The sequence below is a fragment of the Streptoalloteichus tenebrarius genome (genome assembly GCF_024171885.1).
GTDB classification, from domain to species: Bacteria; Actinomycetota; Actinomycetes; order Mycobacteriales; family Pseudonocardiaceae; genus Streptoalloteichus; species Streptoalloteichus tenebrarius.
Genome location: NZ_JAMTCP010000010.1, coordinates 139,577 through 156,331 on the forward strand (window position 1 = coordinate 139,577; position 16,755 = coordinate 156,331).

Consider the following 16,755-nt stretch of genomic DNA (forward strand, 5'->3'; position numbering starts at 1 on the left):
CGCTTGCGCCGCCGATCTGAGATCCTTTGACTCTTGTTGTGCGTCAAGGACTCGCGACGACGGAGGCGGTCGAGACGGGGCTGTTCGGGCCGCGTTCGGTGACCTGGCAACTGCACGCCGACCCCGCCATGTGGGTGGCCGGGATCTGTTCGCTGTACCTCCAGGCACTGCATCCCCTGGCGGTGGCGGGGGTGGTGCAGAACTCGAACTTCCGCAGAGACCCGTTCGGCCGACTCTTCCGGACAGCCGCCTACGTCGGCGTCATCACCTACGGCACCACGGCCGAGGCCCACCGGGCCGCCGCCAGGGTCAGGGCGGTCCACCGCGCCCTGCGCGCCGTCGATCCCCGCACCGGGCGGCGGTTCCGCATCGACGACCCCGAACTGCTGCTCTGGGTGCACTGCGCCGAGGTCTACTCGTTCCTCACGGTGGTGCGCAGGGCCGGATTCCGGCTCTCCGCCTCCCAGGCCGACCGGTACCTCGCCGAACAACGCCGGTCCGCCGTGCTGGTCGGCCTGCGCGCCGACGAGGTGCCCGGCTCGGTGGCGGAGTTCGAGGAGTACTTCGCCAGGATGCGCCCCGAGCTGCGGCGCACGCCCGAGTCGGAGGTGATCTACGACTTCCTGCACCAGCCCCCGGTGCCCTGGTGGCTGGTCCCGCCCAGGGCCGTCGCCTACCAGCCGATCGGGCACCTGGCCTACTCGCTGCTGCCGGACTGGGCGCTGGAGCTGCACGGCCACCAGCCGTTCCCCCGTGCCGTGGCCACTCTCGGCCTGCGGGCGGCCAGGGCGGCGGGCCTGGCCGTGCCGGAGTCGGTGCGGTGGCGGGTGGCGGACACGCACCTGCGCGGCGCGCTCGACCGGCTCGGCCGGTCGGCCTCGCCGTCCCGGGCGTTGCTCCCGGCCTGATCACCGCTCGCGCGCCCGGCACGGACGACACGGTCACGGACCGCGCGCACGGACACGGACGACATGGATGGCACGGACGGCACGAATGACGCCGTGGCGGGCGGGTCACCGCCGTCGGAGCCGGGAACGCCGCGCGGGCTGGCCGTGATCGGGGCGGGTGTGATCGGGGCGGCCGACGCCGCCCGGGGTCACGAGGTCTCGTCCGCCAACCAGGCCAGGTAGTCGGGGTTGCCGGTGATGACCGGGGTCACCAGGACCTCGGGCACCTCGTAGTCGTGGTGGGTGCGGACGTACTCCGTCAGGTCGGGCAGGCGCGCCGTGGTCGTCTTGACCACGCACTGCCACTCCTGGTCCACCTGGAGCTCGCCCTGCCACCGGTAGACGCCGCGGATCGGACCGATGATCTGCACGCACGCGCCCAACCTGGCCTCGACGACGCCCCTGGCCAACTCCTCAGCGGCCTCGTAGGAGTCCGTCGTCGTCACGACCTGGCAGTAGTCGGTCACCTCCGCACCTAACCACGGGCGCGGAGGCCCGGCCGCCGGTCGACGCGCGTTGTCGCCCGTCCGGCGGCCGGACCCACCTCATGCGGGGAGCGTGACGACGCGGCCCTCCTCCGCGGAGCGGCGCGCGGCCTCGATGACCTCCAGCACCGCCACCCCGTCCGCCGCGCTCACCGGGGGTTCGCCGCCGGTCGCCAGCGCCTCGGCCACCCCCGCGTAGTACCGCTGGTAGGCGCCGGGATCGGTCGGCTCCAGCTCGACGTCCTCGCCAGCGCCGACCCGGCCCCATGCCTCCGGCGGCTCCGCGCCCCACTCCGGCCCGCCGGGCGTCTCGCCCGCGCGCAGGGCGGCCTCCTGCGGGTCGAGGCCGTGCTTGACGAAGGCCGCCTCGTCGCCGAGCACCCGGAAGCGCGGCCCCAGGTCGGCGGCCAGGGCGCTCATCCACAGGTGCGACACGACGCCCGGTCCCGCGGCGCCGGGCGCGGGGGCATGGTGGAGGGCGACGAACGCGTCGTCGTCGACGACCGCGCCCCCGCGCAGGGTCGAGACCTCGGCGTAGACCCGGCTCGGCCGGCCGAACAGGGTGACGGCCTGGTCGATCAGGTGGCTGCCCAGGTCGAAGAGGATGCCGCCGGCGTCGGCCGGGTCCGCGCTCTCCTTCCAGCCGGGGCGCACCTCGGGCCGCCAGCGCTCGAACCGCGACTCGAAGCGGTGCACCCGGCCCAGCCGCCCCTCCTCGACCAGGCGGCGGACGGTCAGGAAGTCCCCGTCCCAGCGCCGGTTGTGGAAGACCGACAGCAGCAGGCCCCTGGCGTCGGCCAGCTCGGCGAGACCGGCGGCGTCGGCGCTGGTGGCGGCGAACGGCTTGTCCACGACCACGGCCAGCCCGCGCTCCAGCGCCGTCCTGGCCAGCGGGGCGTGCTCGCGGTTCGGGGTCGTGATCACGGCGAGGTCGAACTCGTCGGCCCGGCGCCACAGCGCGTCCGGGGACGGCAGCACCTCCGCCGACGGGTGGCGCTCTTGTACGGCGGCCTGTCGCTCCGGGTTGCCCGTGACGACGGCCGCCAGCTCCAGTCCCGGCGTGGTGGCCAGGAACGGCGCGTGGAAGGCGGACCCGCCGAGTCCGTAACCGACGAGGGCGACGCGGAATGTCCTCACCAGCGGAACCCTAGGCGACCTCGCGCCCGACCCGCGCCTGACCTGCCGAAGGATCGGTTGAACCCTTGACGACCTGCCGGAACGCTGTCCCGCGCGCCCTTGGCTGGGCAGACTGGAGCCCTGTGGACGGGGTGGGGCAGCACGGGGACGACGCGTCGGGTGAACATCCGGGCCGGACGGTGTGGGAGGACCGCTGGTACGCCGTGCCCGCGCGCTGGCGCGAGCTGGTGACGGACGCGCTGGCGGTGCTGTTGTGGGGCGGCGCGACGCTGATCGGCGAGTCGGGAACCGCGTTGTGGTGGTGCGTGGCCGCCGCGCTCCTGCTGGTGCTGCGACGCCCCGCGCCCGCGCTCGCGCTGGTCGGGACCATCGCGATCCACGCGTTCGCCGGACCCAACGTCTTCCCCGCGCTGGGCTGCGCCGCCTACACCGTCGGGGTGCGCTCGCGGTGGGGGAGCGGCGTGGCGGCCTCGGGCGCCGCCGTGCTGGCCTTCGCCCTCGCGCCGTGGCCGGACGCGTCCCCGATGGACCGGCTCCTCGAACTGGCGTTCCAGGTCGTGTTACCCCTCCTCGTCGGCCTGCACCTGCGGCGCACCCGCCAGCTTCTGGCGGCGTACCGGGACCGCGCCGAGGCGTTGTCCTGCCAGGAGCGGATCGCGACGGAACGGGCGATCCTGCGGGAACGCCACCGCATCGCCCAGGAGATGCACGACTCGCTGGGGCACAAGCTGAGCCTGATCGTCCTGCACGCCGGCGCGCTGGAACTCGGCGGGCGGCAGGGCGCGCAGGCCGAGCTGCTGCGGCGCACCGGCCAGGAGGCGATGCGGGAGCTGCGGAAGGTGATCGGCGTGCTCCGGGACGGCGACGGCGACGACCAGCCGCTCGACCACGCCGACCACCGGGCGTTGGCCGAGCTGGTGGACAGTTCCCGGCGCGCCGGCGTCCCGGTCGACGAGTCGGTCGACGACGCCGTGTGGCGGCTCGACCCGGTCCTGCGGCGCACCGCGCACCGGGTGGTGCGGGAGGCGCTCACCAACGTGCACAAACACGCCGGGGCGGTGCCCACCCGGCTGAGCCTGCGCGTCGTCGGGGACGAGCTGCGCATCGAGGTGCGCAACGCCGCCCCGGACACCCCGCCGTCGAGCACCGCCGCCGGGGCGCGCACCGGCCTGGCCGCGCTCACCAGGCGGGTGGCGCTGCTCGGCGGGTCCTTGGAGCACGGCCGGCAGGCCGGCGGCGACTACCTCGTGCTGGTGCGCGTTCCCGTCGGGGAGGTGCCGGCGCGCCGCTGAGCCGCGGCCTCACGCGTCGCGCCCCAACAGCGTCGCGCCCGACGGCGTCGCGGTCGCGCGGTGCTCGCGGTGTTCGCGGCGCTCACGGCGTGCGGAGCAGGCCCGCCTCGTGCGCGATGATCGCGGCCTGCACCCGGTTCTCGCAGCCGAGCTTGGTCAGCACCCGGCTGACGTGGGCCTTCACCGTGCCCTCGCTGAGGTGCAGCCGGTGGCCGATCTCCGAGTTGGAGATGCCCCTCCCGATCAGCGTGAGCACGTCCAGCTCGCGCTCGGTGAGGCAGGCGACCCGGCTCCGCGACCGCTCCGCGGTCAGCCCGCAGCCGCCGCTGAAGTGCTCGACCAGGGTGCGGGTCACCCGTGGGGAGAGCACCGCGTCGCCGTCGGCGACGACGCGGACCGCGCGCACCAGCTCGGCGGGGTCGGTGTCCTTGAGGAGGTAGCCGACCGCCCCGGCCCGCAGCGCCCGCATCACGTACTCGTCGTAGTCGAACGTGGTCAGCACGACGACCGCGGTCTCCGGGGCGGTGTCGCGGACCACGTCGGCGGCGAGCAGCCCGTCCATGCCGGGCATCTGGACGTCGAGCAGCAGCACGTCGGGGCGCAGGGTCCTGACCAGTTCCACCGCGGACCGGCCGTCGTCGGCCTCCCCCACCACCTCCAGGTCGTCGGCGGTCTCCAGGATCCCGCGGACACCCGCGCGGACGAGCGCCTCGTCGTCCGCGATGCCCACTCTGATCACCACTGCCTCCCCCACACGAGCCGGCGTGGTCGAGGCTAGTGGGCGGGACGCGGGGCGCGGCCGGTCCCGGGTACGCCTTCCGTCCGCACCCCTTCCGACGAACGGGGGGTGTGGTCGGCGAACAGAACCTGGTTGGCGTAGTCGGCGGCGCGGGCCGTGCCGCGGCGGGGGACCGCCCCGGCATTGGTCCGGACCACCCGGCTGACGGCGACCCCCGGCACGGGGACGAGGTCGGGCACGCGCCGGTCAGGGTGCCGGTCAGGGCGCTGGTCCCGCGCGCCCGGCGCGCCGATGCCCGGCGCCCCGGCGCCGTGCCTTCCCTCCGCCGGAGGGCGACGGGCGGGGTCACCGGGCGGAGGGCGGCGACCACTCCTCCCTCGCGGTCGGTTCGTCCGAATGCCACCGGAGGGCGACGACATATGGGCGACAGGACTGGGCCGCCGAGACAGTGTCCACAGTGGATGAACGGGGCCGGGCGCCGCGCGCGCCCGTCCCCCGGCCCCGGTCCACGGAACGTTCAGCGCAGGGCGAGCAGGGGGAGCCAGGCGCGGTTGCCGCCGTCGACGGTCAACAGGACCGCCAGCACGCCCGCCGCGCCCGCGAGCAGTCCCATGTCCGTCGTGACCAGCTCGGCCACCTCGTCCAGCCGCAGCAGCACGTGGGCGCGCAGCCGGTCCCGCAGCGCCGCCGCGTCGGGCATGCCCGTCCAGTGCGCGAACGCGTCCGCGACCGCCAGCACGCCGGCCGCGCCGTGGCAGACCGCCAGCCGGTCGGCCGTCGACTCGCCGACGAGGTGGAAGTCCTCGTCGAAGTTCTGGGCCAGCGACCGCATCGCGACGAGGGCGACCTGGCCCAGCTCGGCCGCGACACCGGACATGCCGTGCTGGGCCAGGGCCGCGCTGGTCTCGCGCAACGCCCACGCCGCGCCGGGGCAGCCGTAACACCACGCCTGGCGGGGGCTCGCCTCCCGAGGGGGCGCCGCCCCGTCCCTGCCGGCCCAGGTCCACGTCTGGATGTCGCGCTCGTCCCGGAACGCCTCGGCGGCCATCCACCGGCCGACCCTGCGGAGCGCGGCGGCCACGCGGTCGTCCGAGGAGTCCGCGCGCACGGCGGCCGCCAGCGCCGCCGCCACCCCGGGGACGCCGTGGGCCAGGCCCGCGTTGATCCGACCCTGGTGCCAGCCGAGCACGTCGTGCCCCGCGTACGCGGTGCACCGCAGCCCGGCCAGGTCCGGCCGCGAGCACAGGTTCGCGAGGACGGTGGCGAAGGGGGCCAGCTCCCCCTCCCTCGGGCCGTGCACGCAGTGCGCGAGCAGCGCGCCCGCGGGTCCGCTGACGAGGTCGTAGGTGGCGAACCCGACCGCGTCCGCCGACCAGTGGCCCCGGTTGGCGGCGTTGGTCAGCGCGGTGGACACCGCCTCGGCCACCCGGGACACCCTGGGGTAGAGCGGGGAGAGCAGGCGCAGGCCGGCGAGCTGCCCGGCCAGGCCGCCGTCGAGCAGGCCGGGGGAGGGCTGGGGGTCGTCCAGCTCGGTCAGCCACCGCCGCAGCGCGGGGGCGACCGCGGAGTGCCGGGGGCCCAGCAGGAAGGCCAGCACCGCGGGGCCGGGGTCGGTGGTCCGGCGGCCCCGCGCCGCCCAGGTGGCCAGGGCCCACCCGGCCAGGTCGAGGGCGGCGCTCGGGGTGCCGGGCTCCAGTCTCGTGGTCATCGTGACCTCACCCCCGGGTCGGGGTGGGCGGCGGGGCCGGTCGTCCCGGCCGCTGGCCGACGGGGACCCTGGCCGGCGGAGCGACCGCCGGGTCGGCGGGCCGGGAAACGGGGGTTGGTCACGACATCCTCCGGGAGAGTCTCGTGGTCTTCGGTTCTTCGTTCCTCGCCGCGAGGTCCGCCCCGGCGGCGTGGGGGCGGTGGGCCGCGCCGCCCCGGTGCCGGCGAGCGCCGGGCGCGACGAGACGTCGCGCGACCCAGGGGCTGTGTCCGCTCGGCTGTGTCCGTTCGGCTGTGTCCGCTCGGCTGGGTCCGTTCGGCTGTGTCCGCTCCCGCCGGGACCGCCCGCCCGGAACTGACCTTCGGAGACTGTCCATCCGGGACTGTCCATCCGAGACTGTCCATCCGGGACCGTCCCGCTAGGAACGTCCACAGTGGACCGGGTGGCGCGGGGTCGCGTCACCCGGCCCACCGGTCAGCGGTCACGCCCGCCGAGGGGAACGGCCCCGCGCGCGGTGGCCCCGCCCGCCGGCACGGCCCGCCCCCCGTGCCGGCCCGGCCCCTCCCGGCGTCCCAGGGATCACCGGCCCCCACCGCCGGGCGGGGCCCCTGGCGCCCCCGGCACGTCCTCCCCGACGGCGGGGAGCCCCTCGCGGCCTCCCGCCCCGCCAGGGGCGGGAGCGGTCACTGGCAGCCCAGGACCGTGCGGGGCTGGCACTCGGGGTCGAGGACGCTGCACAGCAGGTTGCTCAGCCGCCCGCCGTCCGGCGGGTCCGGGAGCCGGAACTCGGCCGTGCGGGCCTCCAGGTCCCTGATGAGCTGGTCAAGGTCGCGGAGCGGGAGGGACTCGCCCATCGCTCGCCTCCTTCGGCGTCGGGTGCGGTCGACCTCGCCTGCCCGGGATGTCACCGCCCGCCCCGTCGGTGACCGGCCCGGGCTGGGTGGGCGCGCTCGCACCGCGCCCACCCGGGCCGCTAGTGACTGCCGTGGTCGGTGCACCCCACCGTGCACCAGGCGATCAGGCTCGTCGCGTTGTCCAGTCCGCGATCCGGCAGTCGGATCTCGTTCACCCTCGTCTCGAGGTCCTCGATCAGGCCGTCCAGGTCCTCGAGCTCCAGCGTGGCTTCCATGACTTCCTCCTTCCAGTGGGACGTCGTCGGTTCACGCCCCCGCGGCCGGCTCGGTCGCGGGGGTGCGTCGGGAGGCGCGGGCGGCCAGCTCGGCGGGCGTCACCCCGACCGGCAGGCGGAGCAGGAGCTGGGCGGCCAGCCGGTCGCCCGGCGCGTGCGCGGTGTCCGTGACGAGGAACTGCTCCGGGGTGGGCAGCATCTCCTCGACCACGAGCCCGGCGGTGTCGGGCGCGGCGAGCAGCCGGTCCAGCGCCCGGACGGCGGGCAGGCCGGCCAGGTCGACGGGCACCGGGCGGGTGTGCCCGTCCCGGGTGGCGAAGACCCAGCGCGGGACCCCGCGCCGCCGCATGAGCCCGGACAGCACGCGCAACCTGTCCCCCAGCGAGGCCCCCGGCGCCCACAGCTCGCTCCGCCGCAGTCGCCACTGGGCGGGGCACAGGACCAGGTCGTCGCCGATCTGGACGCGGGGGAGGTGGTCCCTGGTCGGGAAGGCGGCCAGCGGGCGACTCCACCGGCATCCCCGGCGCGCGCCCTCCGGCGCGGCGGCGCAGAGCAGCGTCACCACGACGTCCCACGGCGGCAGCGGGACGCGCGTCGCGTGGTACATCGGCCACAGGACGCGCCCGTCGGCCTCCGCGACGACCCGGTCGTCCACCCGGCGCAGCGTGATCTCGTGCAACGGCACGTACTCGTGCCCGCCCTCCCACGAGCCGCCCGGCGCGTGGTACGGCCGGTGGTCGGGATCGCCCGTCCACAGGTCGGTGTACCGGGGGCGGCGCACGGCGTTCGCCGCGCGTTCCGTCATCGGGGGCACGAGGACCTCCACGAACCGGCCCCCGTCCCGGCGCTCCAGCTCCCGCAGGAACGCGCGGTAGTCCCGCACCGAGGAGGGCTCGCCGTGCAGCCTGGTCAGGCCGTGGGCGAAGCGGGCGTCGGTGGCCGCGGGGGCGGCGGCGGTCTCCAGCACGGCCAGCGGCCCGCCGCGCGCGAGCGGGCGGAGCAGGACGTCCAGCGGCCAGTCCTCGTCGACCTCGGGCGCGCCGACCGCGTCCCACAGCCCCTCGTCCAGCCGGATCGGGTCCTCGCCCCGGTCGCAGCGGTCCGCCAGCCAGGCGAGCAGCCGCGCGTACCCGGAGTCGGGGCGGTCGGCGGTGGGCCAGCCCGGCCACCGGTGGTCGGGGCCGGGGGTGTCCCCGTGCTCGTCGAGGAACCGGCGCACGAGGTCGGGAACGGTCCTGGGGCGGTCGTCGACCAACGCGAGCGCGGGGTGGCGCCGGTCCCGGCGCTCCTGGTCGATCAGGGCGGCCAGGCGGAGCGCCTGACCGGTCGCCGCGCGCACCCGCTCCACGGCGGGGGCGGACACGACGGCCCGCACCTGCCGGTACACGTCCACGAACGCTGGTCCGTCCTGAGTGGACTCCAGGGTGGGCGTGTGTCGCCAGTCGGACAGGTGGTCGGACACCTCGGCCGTGCCCTGCACCACCCCCAGCTCCGCCAGGTGGTCGAGGAACCCGGCGAGGGCCGCGCGGGGTCCGGGACCGTCGGCCCCCGGCCCCAGCAGCCGCTCCAGCAGGTCGGCCACGGGCAGCGGGCCCTGGGCCAGGACCCGGCGGACGGCCCGCAGCGCGGGCGTGGCCCGCAGCCTGACCTCCCGCATCCGGTTCCGGTCGGCCGGGTCGACGACCCACCAGACCAGGTCGTCCCCGTCCGGCCAGTGCAGGCCGGTGAGGGTCACCTCGGCGCGCGCGGTCCGCCCGGCCCGCTCCGGCCCGCGGTCGGGGCGGTCGGCGGCCAGCCGCTCGCGCGCGGTGTGCACATTGGACACCTGGTGCACCGCGTACCGGTGGGCGGTCGGCGGTTGACCGTCCACACCGGACAGAAGAGCGTCGTCCCCTGGGCTGGTCGCGCCCGCCGCTCCGGCCGGGCGACCGCCGCCCGCGGGGGGACCGACGGGACCGGCGGAACCGGTGGAACCGGTGGAACCGGTCACGGGGAGCACGGCGACCTGCCCCAGCCAGGAGCGCGGTGTCGTCTTCACGGCGCCCCGGCCGATCAACCGCCAGAGGTAGTCCCCGCGCTGCCGCAGCCGCTTCGCCTCCCAGTCCTCGCCGGCCGCGAGCCGGGACTCGATGTCGGCCACGACCTCGGCGGCGTCGTGGGCGAGCGTCGCGGCCCCGGCCGGCGAGGAGCGCAGGAGCCGCCACGGGAGGCCGCGCAGCCGCGCCCGCTCCCCGGCGATCTCGCTCTCGATGTGGGCGTCGAGCGCGCGCAGCCACCGGGCGCGTTCCGCGAGTGAGCCCAGCTCCCCAGCGATCTCGGGCGCGGGCTCGGGCAGGTCGGCGACCAGGCCGGCGACGGCGGCGCAGCGCCGCGCGTCCACCGGGTGGCCGTTGTGCAGCGCGCGCCGCAGGTCCAGGAGCCGGGCGCGGTCCCTGTCGGTCAGCTCGGGGCGGGGCACCAGGTGCTCGCCGATCCGCTCGGCGAGCCGGCCGGCCGCCGCGCGGTAGTCGGTCGCCGACCGGTCGGCCTCGGCCAGCAGCGTGAACAGGCGGGGGCAGGAGCCAGCCAGCCACAGCCGCACCGGCAGGCCCGCCAGCCGGAGCAACGCCGTGCCCTGGTGACCCGGGTGACTAGCCGACACCGTCCCCGACCTCCGCGGGATCGCGGCCGGGGCTGGCCAGCGCCTCGGCGAGCAGGGACTGGCGCGCGGCGGACAGGCGGCCCCGGTTCCAGTGGAAGACGACGTAGAACGCCGCGGCCCTGCGCGGGCCGACGTCGGCGCCCACGGTGTGGAAGTACTCGGCGCGCCACCGGTGGCCGATGTCCAGCGCGGCGGCGCGGTGGCGCTCGGCCACCCGTTGCGCCCACGGCGGCAGCCGGCGCAACAGCGCGTCGGGGCGCTCCCACATCCTGCGGATGCCCTCGGCGGCGGTGGCCAGGCCGGACACCGAGCGGGCCTCGGCGGGGAACCGGCGTCCGGTCTCCCACTGGACCCGGTGCCACACGTCCCGGTGCTCCCAGCCGACGATCTCCAGTCCGTCGAAGACGGCGCGCAGCAACAACAACGACATCGCCCACGGCGGGGCGAGGTCCTCCCTGGCGTCGGCGTGCCGGTGGACCTCCAGCCAGGCCAGGGAGTCCGCGGTGAACAGCTCGTGCACGTGGCGCATGGAGACCGGGCCGCCGAACAGCGGGGTCTCCGGCTCGTAGACGGCGGGCAGGACGGTTTGCGCCGTGCCGCGCGCCCGCAGCTCCTCGGCCCAGCCGAGCACGCGCCGGCGCAGCTCGGGGAACCGGCCGGGCGCCGCCTGGAACCGGACCCGGAGCCCCGGCGGCTTGTGCATGAAGAAGAAGTTGACGGCCAGACCGTGGTCGAGGAGCTCGCGCGCGGTGTCGGCGACCAGTCCGGGGAGGACGGTCTGCGCGTCCGGCCGTGCCGCGAGCCCGACCTGCGTCCACTCCCGCTGCTCGGCTCCGGCGCGCAGCGCGGCCATGCCGGCGGCCAGGAACGCCCGGTGGGCGTCGGCCAGCTCCGCGTCGCACGGGCCGGAGCCGCGCGCGGTGTCCAGGCAGCCGGCCAGGAAGTCGGTCAACGACAACTCGCGTTCTCCGACCGGCACCGCGGAGTCGTGCGCCTTGTGCGCCAATTGGTTGCTGGCAGTCATGGGAACACCCTCGGTAATGGCGATGAACCGAGCATGACCGCCCTGGCCGAACCGCGAAACCGCAGCCGGGCCAATCACCGGATTGGGAGGGAGGGCCGCGGACCCACTTTCACCTGAAGGAGGGGACTATTCCCGTGATCGTCACGGGCCGTCATCTCGGTTCAGTCGACGTCCTCGGCGAGGCTCGCGGCCACCGTGGCCCCCAGCTCCCAGCAGGCCTCCAGATCAGCCCTGGTCGGCTCGCCCATGACCACCACGGGATCCGCGATCTTCTTCCAGGACAGGCCCTTCGCGACGCTCTCCACGCTCCGGACCGCGCCCTCGGTCCCCTGGTTCCCGTGAACGTAGAGGGCGTACGGGCGGCCCTGAGTCGAGTCGAGGCACGGGTAGTAGGCGAGATCGAAGAAGTTTTTCAGCGCGCCACTCATGTATCCCAAATTCGCCGGGGTGCCGAGGAGATAGCCGTCGGCGTGGAGGGCGTCCACGGCCGTGGCGGCGAGCGCCGCGCGCCGGACGACCTCCACGCCGCGGATCTCCGGAGTCGTCGCGCCGGACACCACCGCCTCGAACATCGCCTGGAGGTGGGGTGAGGGCGTGTGGTGGACGATCAGCAGCCGCGGCACGCCAGGGAGCCTGCCCGCGTCCGGCGGCCCGGCGCAACAGGTCCCGGTCGTGTCGCGCGCGGCCGACGGCGGTCAGCTCGCGAGGAGTCCGACCCCGAGCGTCACCACGCCCGCGGCGAGCGCGGCGGCTCCCACCCACAACACGGCGACCAGCCCGTTGGGGCGGGTGACGCTGCGACCGAGGGAGGACAGGAAGAACCCGGCCGACATGAGCACCGCCGCGGACGGGACGCCGAGCCGGGCCACCCAGCCGAGCACGCCGTCGAGCCGGGCCGCGTCGGCGAGCACCAGGCAGACCAAGCCCAGGGTGACCAGGACGCCGGCGTGGGCGTGGCCGGCCCTGGCGAACGCCTTCTGGAAGTCGGTCAGGGGCACCCGCCCCGCGGCCACGCGGGTCAGGTGCCAGCCGCCGACCTCGATGGTCACCACGGTGAGCAGGACGAGTCCGGCGATCAGGCGGGACGGGGCGCTGAGCATGAGCGTCCGCATGGGGGCCTCCGGCGGCAACGAGTGGTAACGAGTGGTAACGCTGTTATGAAACAGTGTTACCAAACACGCGTCAAGACCGGGTGGCAGGATCCGGACGTGGACGTCGAGCAGGCCAGGGTGTACGCGATCCCGATGCGGACCCGCTTCCGCGGCATCACCGTGCGGGAGGGCGTCGTGGTGCCGGGACCGGTCGGGTGGGGCGAGTTCTGCCCGTTCTCCGAGTACGACGACCGTGAGTCGGTGAGCTGGCTGGCCGCCGCGCTGGAAGCCGCCGACCACGGCTGGCCCGCGCCCGTGCGGGACCGCGTCCCCGTCAACTGCACGGTCCCGGCGGTCGGGCCGGAGCGCGCCGCCGCGATCGTGGCCGGCTCCGGCTGCCGCACCGCGAAGGTGAAGGTGGCCGACCACCCCGACTCCGCGGCCGAGGACGTGGCCAGGGTGGAGGCGGTGCGGGACGCGCTCGGCCCCGACGGGCGCGTCCGGGTGGACGCCAACGCGCGGTGGGACGTGGACACCGCCGTCGCCAGGATCCGCCAGCTCGACCGCGCCGCCGGCGGGCTGGAGTACGTCGAGCAGCCCTGCCCGACGGTGGAGGAGCTGGCGGCGGTGCGGCGCCGGGTCGACGTGCGCGTCGCCGCCGACGAGTCCATCCGGCGGGCCGAGGACCCGATGCGGGTCGCCGTCGCGGGCGCGGCCGACATCGCCGTGATCAAGTGCACCCCGCTCGGCGGGGTCCGCCGCGCCCTGCGGGTCGCCGAGGCGTGCGGGCTGCCCTGCGTGGTGTCCTCCGCGCTGGAGACGAGCGTCGGGCTGGCCGCGCAGGTGGCGCTGGCCGCCGCCCTGCCCGAGCTGGACTTCGCCTGCGGCCTGGGCACGCTCGCGTTGTTCGAGGGCGACCTGCTCCCTGACGGCCTGCGGCCGGTCGACGGCGAGATCCGCGTGCCCCAGGCCCCGCCGGTCCCCGACCCCGAGCTGCTGGCCGCCGCCGAACCCGTCGACGACCGACGCCGGGACTGGTGGCTGGACCGGCTCCGCCGGGTGCGCGCGTTGCTCGCCGCCAGGGGCGACGCGCTGGCGTGAACGGACGGGTCCGCTAGCCGACGGCGGGCAGCTCGGCGAGCGCCCGGCGCAGGACGGGATCGCCGTCCCGCTCCACCACGCTGTGCGGCCGGTCGGTCAACAGGGCGACACTGGCCAGGTAGCCCTCGCCGGGGTGCAGGTCGTGCAGGAGGACCGGGGAGTCGAGCGGGTCCTCGGCCGACCACCGCACCAGGCGCGGGGGCTCGGTCGGACCCGACAGCTCGACCGCCTGCGTGGCGATCGCCAACCCGTGCCCCGTCGCCTTGAGCACGGCCTCCTTGCGGGTCCAGTAGGTGAAGAACCCGGCGTGCCGCCGGTCCTCGGGCAGCGCCGCGAGCGCCGCCTGCTCGGCGGGGGAGAGCACGTGCTCGGCCAGCCCCTCCTCGGTGCGGCGGCCCAGCTCCTCGACGTCGACCCCGAGTTCGACCCCCCTGGCGACGGCGAGCACGACCCGGTCGCCGGAGTGGGAGAGCGAGAACTCCACGTCCGACCCCGGGCTGAGCCGGGGCTTGCCGTGGCCGGCCCCGCAGTGCCGGCAGACCGTGGAGAAGCGCAGCTCCGAGGGGGAGCGCCCGACCAGCGGGGCGAGCACGAGCCGGACCAGGGCGTGCCCCGCCACGTACCGCCACCGGTCGCCCTCGCGCAGGAACCGGCCGTACCTCCGGCGTTCGTCGTCGTCCAGCAGGCCGGCCAGCCCGGCCAGCGCCGGGTCGGGCCGGACCCACCAGACCTGGCACTCGCCCGCCGGCAGCTCGTCGTGCTCCGCCATGCCCGCCCTCCCGGTCGTCCGTCCCGGTCGCCGTCGCGACGACGCTAGCGGGGACGAGCACCTCCCCGCAGTGATCGCTTTCACCGGCTGAAAGATCCCCGCGCCGCCCCGCGCCGGCGCCACCCCGGCCGTTGGGCGCACAACTCGTCCCCGACCGCGACCCATCCTCCGGCGAGGTCGAGCATCCGCGGACTCGCGGGCGTGCGGGGTTCCGCCGTGGACTCCAGGCAGTCAAGTCGCACGACCTCCGAGGACTGAGCGAGCACCTCTCGGCGGTGTGGTGAGACACCGGTGCCCCGGTATCGTCCGCACGTGTCACCACGGGAGCTGATCGTCCTCGGCACGGCCAGCCAGGTTCCCACCCGGCGTCGCAACCACAACGGGTACCTCTTGCGGTGGGACGGCGAGGGTCTGCTGTTCGACCCTGGCGAGGGCGCGCAGCGGCAGATGCTGCTCGCCGGCGTGGCCGCCTCGGACGTGACCCGCCTGTGTCTCACGCACTTCCACGGCGACCACTGCCTCGGCGTTCCCGGCGTCGTCCAGCGCCTGTCCCTGGACCGCGTTCCGCACCCGGTCCACTCCCACTACCCCGCCTCGGGACGGGAGTTCTTCGCCAGGCTCCGCCACGCCTGCGCCTTCCACGAGACGGCGGACCTGCGGGAGGAGCCGGTCGAGCGGGACGGGCCGGTGGCGACCGGCCCATTCGGCATGCTGGAGGCCCGCAGGCTCGACCACGGGGTGGAGTCCTACGGGTACCGGCTCGTCGAGCCGGACGGGCGGCGGATGGTGCGGGAGCTGTTGGCCCAGTTCGGGATCAGGGGTCCCCTGGTCGGCGAGCTCCAGCGCAGGGGGTCGCTGGAGGTGGACGGGCGCACGGTGCGGGTGGCGGACGTCAGCGCCCCGCGCCCCGGCCAGCGGTTCGCGTTCGTCATGGACACCCGGTTGTGCGACGGCGTGTACGCGCTCGCCGACCAGGCCGACCTGTTGGTGATCGAGTCGACCTTCCTGCACGAGGACCGCGCGCTGGCCGCCGACTACGGGCACCTGACGGCGGCCCAGGCGGCGAGGGTGGCGGAGGAGTGCGGCGTGCGCCGGCTGGTACTGACCCACTTCTCCCAGCGGTACGACGACCCGACCCGGTTCCACCACGAGGCCGCCGAGCTGTTCGGCGGCGAGATCGTGGTCGCCGAGGACCTCGTCCGCGTCCCCGTGCCCGCCAGGAGAGCCGTGCCGGCCTAGGGCCCGTCTGACGGATCATGGAGCCAGTCGAGCAACAACAAGGTTCAGCTCGCCGAGGTAGTCGCGGACCAGCCGGTCGTAGCGGGTGGCGATGCCGTGACAACCTTTGAACCGGTTGAAGCAGCGCTAGACCGCAGTGGCGTCGCTGGTCGATCTGCTTACTGAAGGTGCGGGGACGCCCGCCGGCCGAGCCGTGATGGCGACGGATTCTCGACCTGGCCACCCCTTCTCCCGAAGGGTCGATCTGATACCGCGTTCGGGCCAGGTGTTCCCGGTTGGCGCGGCTGGAGTAGCCCCTTGTCCGCGATCACCCGCTCCGGCCTGCCGCCCCGACGCGGCGACCGATCCGGCAACAATGGCTCCCACACGGCCCCGCGCCGCATCCGACCCCTAACAACAAGATCATCAGACACGCCCTGGGGCCTGTCCTCGAAGTCGGTGCGGCTGGTCCGAGGCCAAGCTCAGCCGACTGGAGACGGCCATGACCATCGCCGGACCGGCGGAGGTCATCGTGCTCGCGACCATCTACGGAATCAGCGAGGCCGAACGCGACGAGTACGCGGGGTTGGCCCGCCAGGGCACTCGGGTGGACTGGCTTCGCCGGTTCCCTGCGGACGTTCTCCCCGGATCTCTCAAGGACTTCATCGAGCTGGAGTCCGAAGCCGTCAAGCTGGACGACTTCGAGACCACCGTTGTCCCCGGGCTTCTCCAAACGGAGGACTACGCGAAGGCGATCGCCAGAGGTTGGGAGCTGGGTCCGAGTGACGACGTGGTGGAGGATCGGACCGCCGTACGAGTTCAGCGACAGGCCAGGCTGCATGCGGAACCTCCGCTGCACCTCCATGCGGTGATCTACCAACCCGCGCTCCGTGCGCCCGTCGGCGGCCCCGAGACGATACGGGCACAACTGCTGCACCTGGTGGAGATGGCGGAGCTGCCCAACATCACGATTCAGGTGCTTCGTGAGCAGGTCGGAGCGCATCCCGCGATGGGTGTCTCGTTCTCCCCTCCTCCACCTCGGCGACCACTCGGCCCCGGTCGCGTACACGGACGCCCTCACCAGGGGCGTGTTCGTGGAGGAAGAAGATGATGTTGAGCGCTGTGAGCTAACCTTCCAGCGTCTGACGGAACTGGCGCTGGAACCTCAGGAGTCTGTCGATCTCGTCTCGCGGATCGGGCGGGATCACGGCTAGGAAGGGGTGTGCTGGATGACTGTCCCCATGATGTGCCGATGGGCCTGGCGAAAGTCCTCTCGCAGCACTCCCAACGGAGAGTGTGTTGAGTTGGCGTTCGACGGCGGTGCTGGTGCTCTTCGGGACAGCAAGAATCCCACGGGGCCGGTGTTGGTCGTGGCTTCTGGGACGTTGACCGCGTTCGTCGCGGCAGCGAAGCTCGGTAAGCTCGACTTGCGCTGATCCTGTTGAGCAGCGATGAACATGACGGCCGGTGGGAG

General features: G+C 74.8%; 18 protein-coding genes and 1 pseudogene. 8 read left to right on the forward strand and 11 right to left on the reverse strand.

What is annotated here, in order from left to right; translation table 11 throughout:
- Window positions 1-38: 38 nt before the first annotated feature.
- Entirely contained in the window at window positions 39-908 is an 870-nt protein-coding gene (locus LX15_RS12250; RefSeq protein WP_253669658.1) for an oxygenase MpaB family protein, read from the forward strand.
- A gap of 188 nt (window positions 909-1,096) precedes the next feature.
- On the opposite strand, the gene cutA is transcribed toward LX15_RS12250, so the two are convergent.
- On the reverse strand, window positions 1,097-1,414 hold the full coding sequence (gene cutA, locus LX15_RS12255; RefSeq protein ID WP_253669659.1) for a divalent-cation tolerance protein CutA: 318 nt from the start codon (window positions 1,412-1,414) through the stop codon (window positions 1,097-1,099).
- Between the two features lie 78 nt (window positions 1,415-1,492).
- Window positions 1,493-2,569 (reverse strand): Gfo/Idh/MocA family oxidoreductase, encoded by a 1,077-nt coding sequence (locus LX15_RS12260; protein WP_253669660.1) that lies wholly within the window; start codon window positions 2,567-2,569, stop codon window positions 1,493-1,495.
- Between the two features lie 122 nt (window positions 2,570-2,691).
- Between LX15_RS12260 and LX15_RS12265 the strand changes: the two genes are divergently transcribed.
- The gene (locus LX15_RS12265; RefSeq protein WP_253669661.1) at window positions 2,692-3,861 is read left to right on the forward strand and encodes a sensor histidine kinase; all 1,170 of its coding nucleotides are present in this window, start codon (window positions 2,692-2,694) and stop codon (window positions 3,859-3,861) included.
- A gap of 82 nt (window positions 3,862-3,943) precedes the next feature.
- Here the strand turns inward: LX15_RS12265 and LX15_RS12270 are convergent, their stop codons facing one another.
- From LX15_RS12270 to LX15_RS12305, 8 genes are all read right to left on the reverse strand, one after another.
- Window positions 3,944-4,600 carry a response regulator gene (locus LX15_RS12270; RefSeq protein ID WP_253669662.1) on the reverse strand — a complete coding sequence of 219 codons (657 nt, stop codon included), beginning with the start codon at window positions 4,598-4,600 and terminating at the stop codon, window positions 3,944-3,946.
- A 517-nt stretch (window positions 4,601-5,117) separates the two neighbouring features.
- A complete protein-coding gene (locus LX15_RS12275) occupies window positions 5,118-6,308 on the reverse strand; it encodes a lanthionine synthetase LanC family protein (protein ID WP_253669663.1) in 1,191 nt (396 codons plus the stop codon).
- A 683-nt stretch (window positions 6,309-6,991) separates the two neighbouring features.
- Window positions 6,992-7,162, reverse strand: coding sequence for a hypothetical protein (locus tag LX15_RS12280; RefSeq protein ID WP_253669664.1), 171 nt, complete (start codon window positions 7,160-7,162; stop codon window positions 6,992-6,994).
- A 119-nt stretch (window positions 7,163-7,281) separates the two neighbouring features.
- Window positions 7,282-7,437 carry a hypothetical protein gene (locus LX15_RS12285; protein ID WP_253669665.1) on the reverse strand — a complete coding sequence of 52 codons (156 nt, stop codon included), beginning with the start codon at window positions 7,435-7,437 and terminating at the stop codon, window positions 7,282-7,284.
- Between the two features lie 31 nt (window positions 7,438-7,468).
- The gene (locus LX15_RS33100; protein ID WP_253669666.1) at window positions 7,469-10,078 is read right to left on the reverse strand and encodes a lantibiotic dehydratase; all 2,610 of its coding nucleotides are present in this window, start codon (window positions 10,076-10,078) and stop codon (window positions 7,469-7,471) included.
- The gene (locus LX15_RS12295) at window positions 10,068-11,102 is read right to left on the reverse strand and encodes a thiopeptide-type bacteriocin biosynthesis protein (RefSeq protein WP_253669667.1); all 1,035 of its coding nucleotides are present in this window, start codon (window positions 11,100-11,102) and stop codon (window positions 10,068-10,070) included. The genes LX15_RS33100 and LX15_RS12295 overlap by 11 nt, the downstream gene beginning before the upstream one ends.
- Before the next feature lie 161 nt (window positions 11,103-11,263).
- Window positions 11,264-11,725 (reverse strand): flavodoxin family protein, encoded by a 462-nt coding sequence (locus LX15_RS12300; protein WP_253669668.1) that lies wholly within the window; start codon window positions 11,723-11,725, stop codon window positions 11,264-11,266.
- Between the two features lie 72 nt (window positions 11,726-11,797).
- Window positions 11,798-12,214 carry a hypothetical protein gene (locus LX15_RS12305; protein WP_253669669.1) on the reverse strand — a complete coding sequence of 139 codons (417 nt, stop codon included), beginning with the start codon at window positions 12,212-12,214 and terminating at the stop codon, window positions 11,798-11,800.
- A gap of 45 nt (window positions 12,215-12,259) precedes the next feature.
- On the opposite strand from LX15_RS12305, the gene LX15_RS12310 reads away from it, so the two are divergent.
- Window positions 12,260-13,294, forward strand: a complete 1,035-nt coding sequence (locus tag LX15_RS12310) for an o-succinylbenzoate synthase (protein WP_253669670.1) — start codon at window positions 12,260-12,262, stop codon at window positions 13,292-13,294.
- A gap of 13 nt (window positions 13,295-13,307) precedes the next feature.
- Here the strand turns inward: LX15_RS12310 and LX15_RS12315 are convergent, their stop codons facing one another.
- A complete protein-coding gene (locus LX15_RS12315; protein WP_253669671.1) occupies window positions 13,308-14,063 on the reverse strand; it encodes a 4'-phosphopantetheinyl transferase family protein in 756 nt (251 codons plus the stop codon).
- 312 nt (window positions 14,064-14,375) lie between these two features.
- Here LX15_RS12315 and LX15_RS12320 point away from each other — a divergent pair, with 312 nt between their 5' ends.
- From LX15_RS12320 to LX15_RS12330, 5 genes and pseudogenes are all read left to right on the forward strand, one after another.
- Window positions 14,376-15,302 (forward strand): ribonuclease Z, encoded by a 927-nt coding sequence (locus tag LX15_RS12320; protein ID WP_253669672.1) that lies wholly within the window; start codon window positions 14,376-14,378, stop codon window positions 15,300-15,302.
- Between the two features lie 448 nt (window positions 15,303-15,750).
- Window positions 15,751-15,846: pseudogene (locus LX15_RS33530) on the forward strand (hypothetical protein); the annotation flags it as partial.
- Window positions 15,847-15,888: 42 nt separating this feature from the next.
- Window positions 15,889-16,392, forward strand: coding sequence for a DUF5753 domain-containing protein (locus tag LX15_RS12325; protein ID WP_372502659.1), 504 nt, complete (start codon window positions 15,889-15,891; stop codon window positions 16,390-16,392).
- Entirely contained in the window at window positions 16,295-16,495 is a 201-nt protein-coding gene (locus LX15_RS33535) for a Scr1 family TA system antitoxin-like transcriptional regulator (protein WP_372502652.1), read from the forward strand. Before LX15_RS12325 ends, LX15_RS33535 begins: the two co-directional genes overlap by 98 nt.
- Window positions 16,496-16,525: 30 nt before the next feature.
- The gene (locus LX15_RS12330; RefSeq protein WP_308213457.1) at window positions 16,526-16,717 is read left to right on the forward strand and encodes a DUF397 domain-containing protein; all 192 of its coding nucleotides are present in this window, start codon (window positions 16,526-16,528) and stop codon (window positions 16,715-16,717) included.
- The last annotated feature ends 38 nt before the right edge of the window (window positions 16,718-16,755 follow it).

Coding starts and splice junctions, on each gene's coding strand:
- LX15_RS12305 (WP_253669669.1), bottom strand. CDS start 12,214: ATGCGGACGCTCATGCTCAGCGCCCCGTCCCGCCTGATCGCCGGACTC.
- LX15_RS12275 (WP_253669663.1), bottom strand. CDS start 6,308: ATGACCACGAGACTGGAGCCCGGCACCCCGAGCGCCGCCCTCGACCTG.
- LX15_RS12330 (WP_308213457.1), top strand. CDS start 16,526: ATGTGCCGATGGGCCTGGCGAAAGTCCTCTCGCAGCACTCCCAACGGA.
- LX15_RS12280 (WP_253669664.1), bottom strand. CDS start 7,162: ATGGGCGAGTCCCTCCCGCTCCGCGACCTTGACCAGCTCATCAGGGAC.
- LX15_RS12310 (WP_253669670.1), top strand. CDS start 12,260: ATGAAACAGTGTTACCAAACACGCGTCAAGACCGGGTGGCAGGATCCG.
- LX15_RS12315 (WP_253669671.1), bottom strand. CDS start 14,063: ATGGCGGAGCACGACGAGCTGCCGGCGGGCGAGTGCCAGGTCTGGTGG.
- LX15_RS12295 (WP_253669667.1), bottom strand. CDS start 11,102: ATGACTGCCAGCAACCAATTGGCGCACAAGGCGCACGACTCCGCGGTG.
- LX15_RS12285 (WP_253669665.1), bottom strand. CDS start 7,437: ATGGAAGCCACGCTGGAGCTCGAGGACCTGGACGGCCTGATCGAGGAC.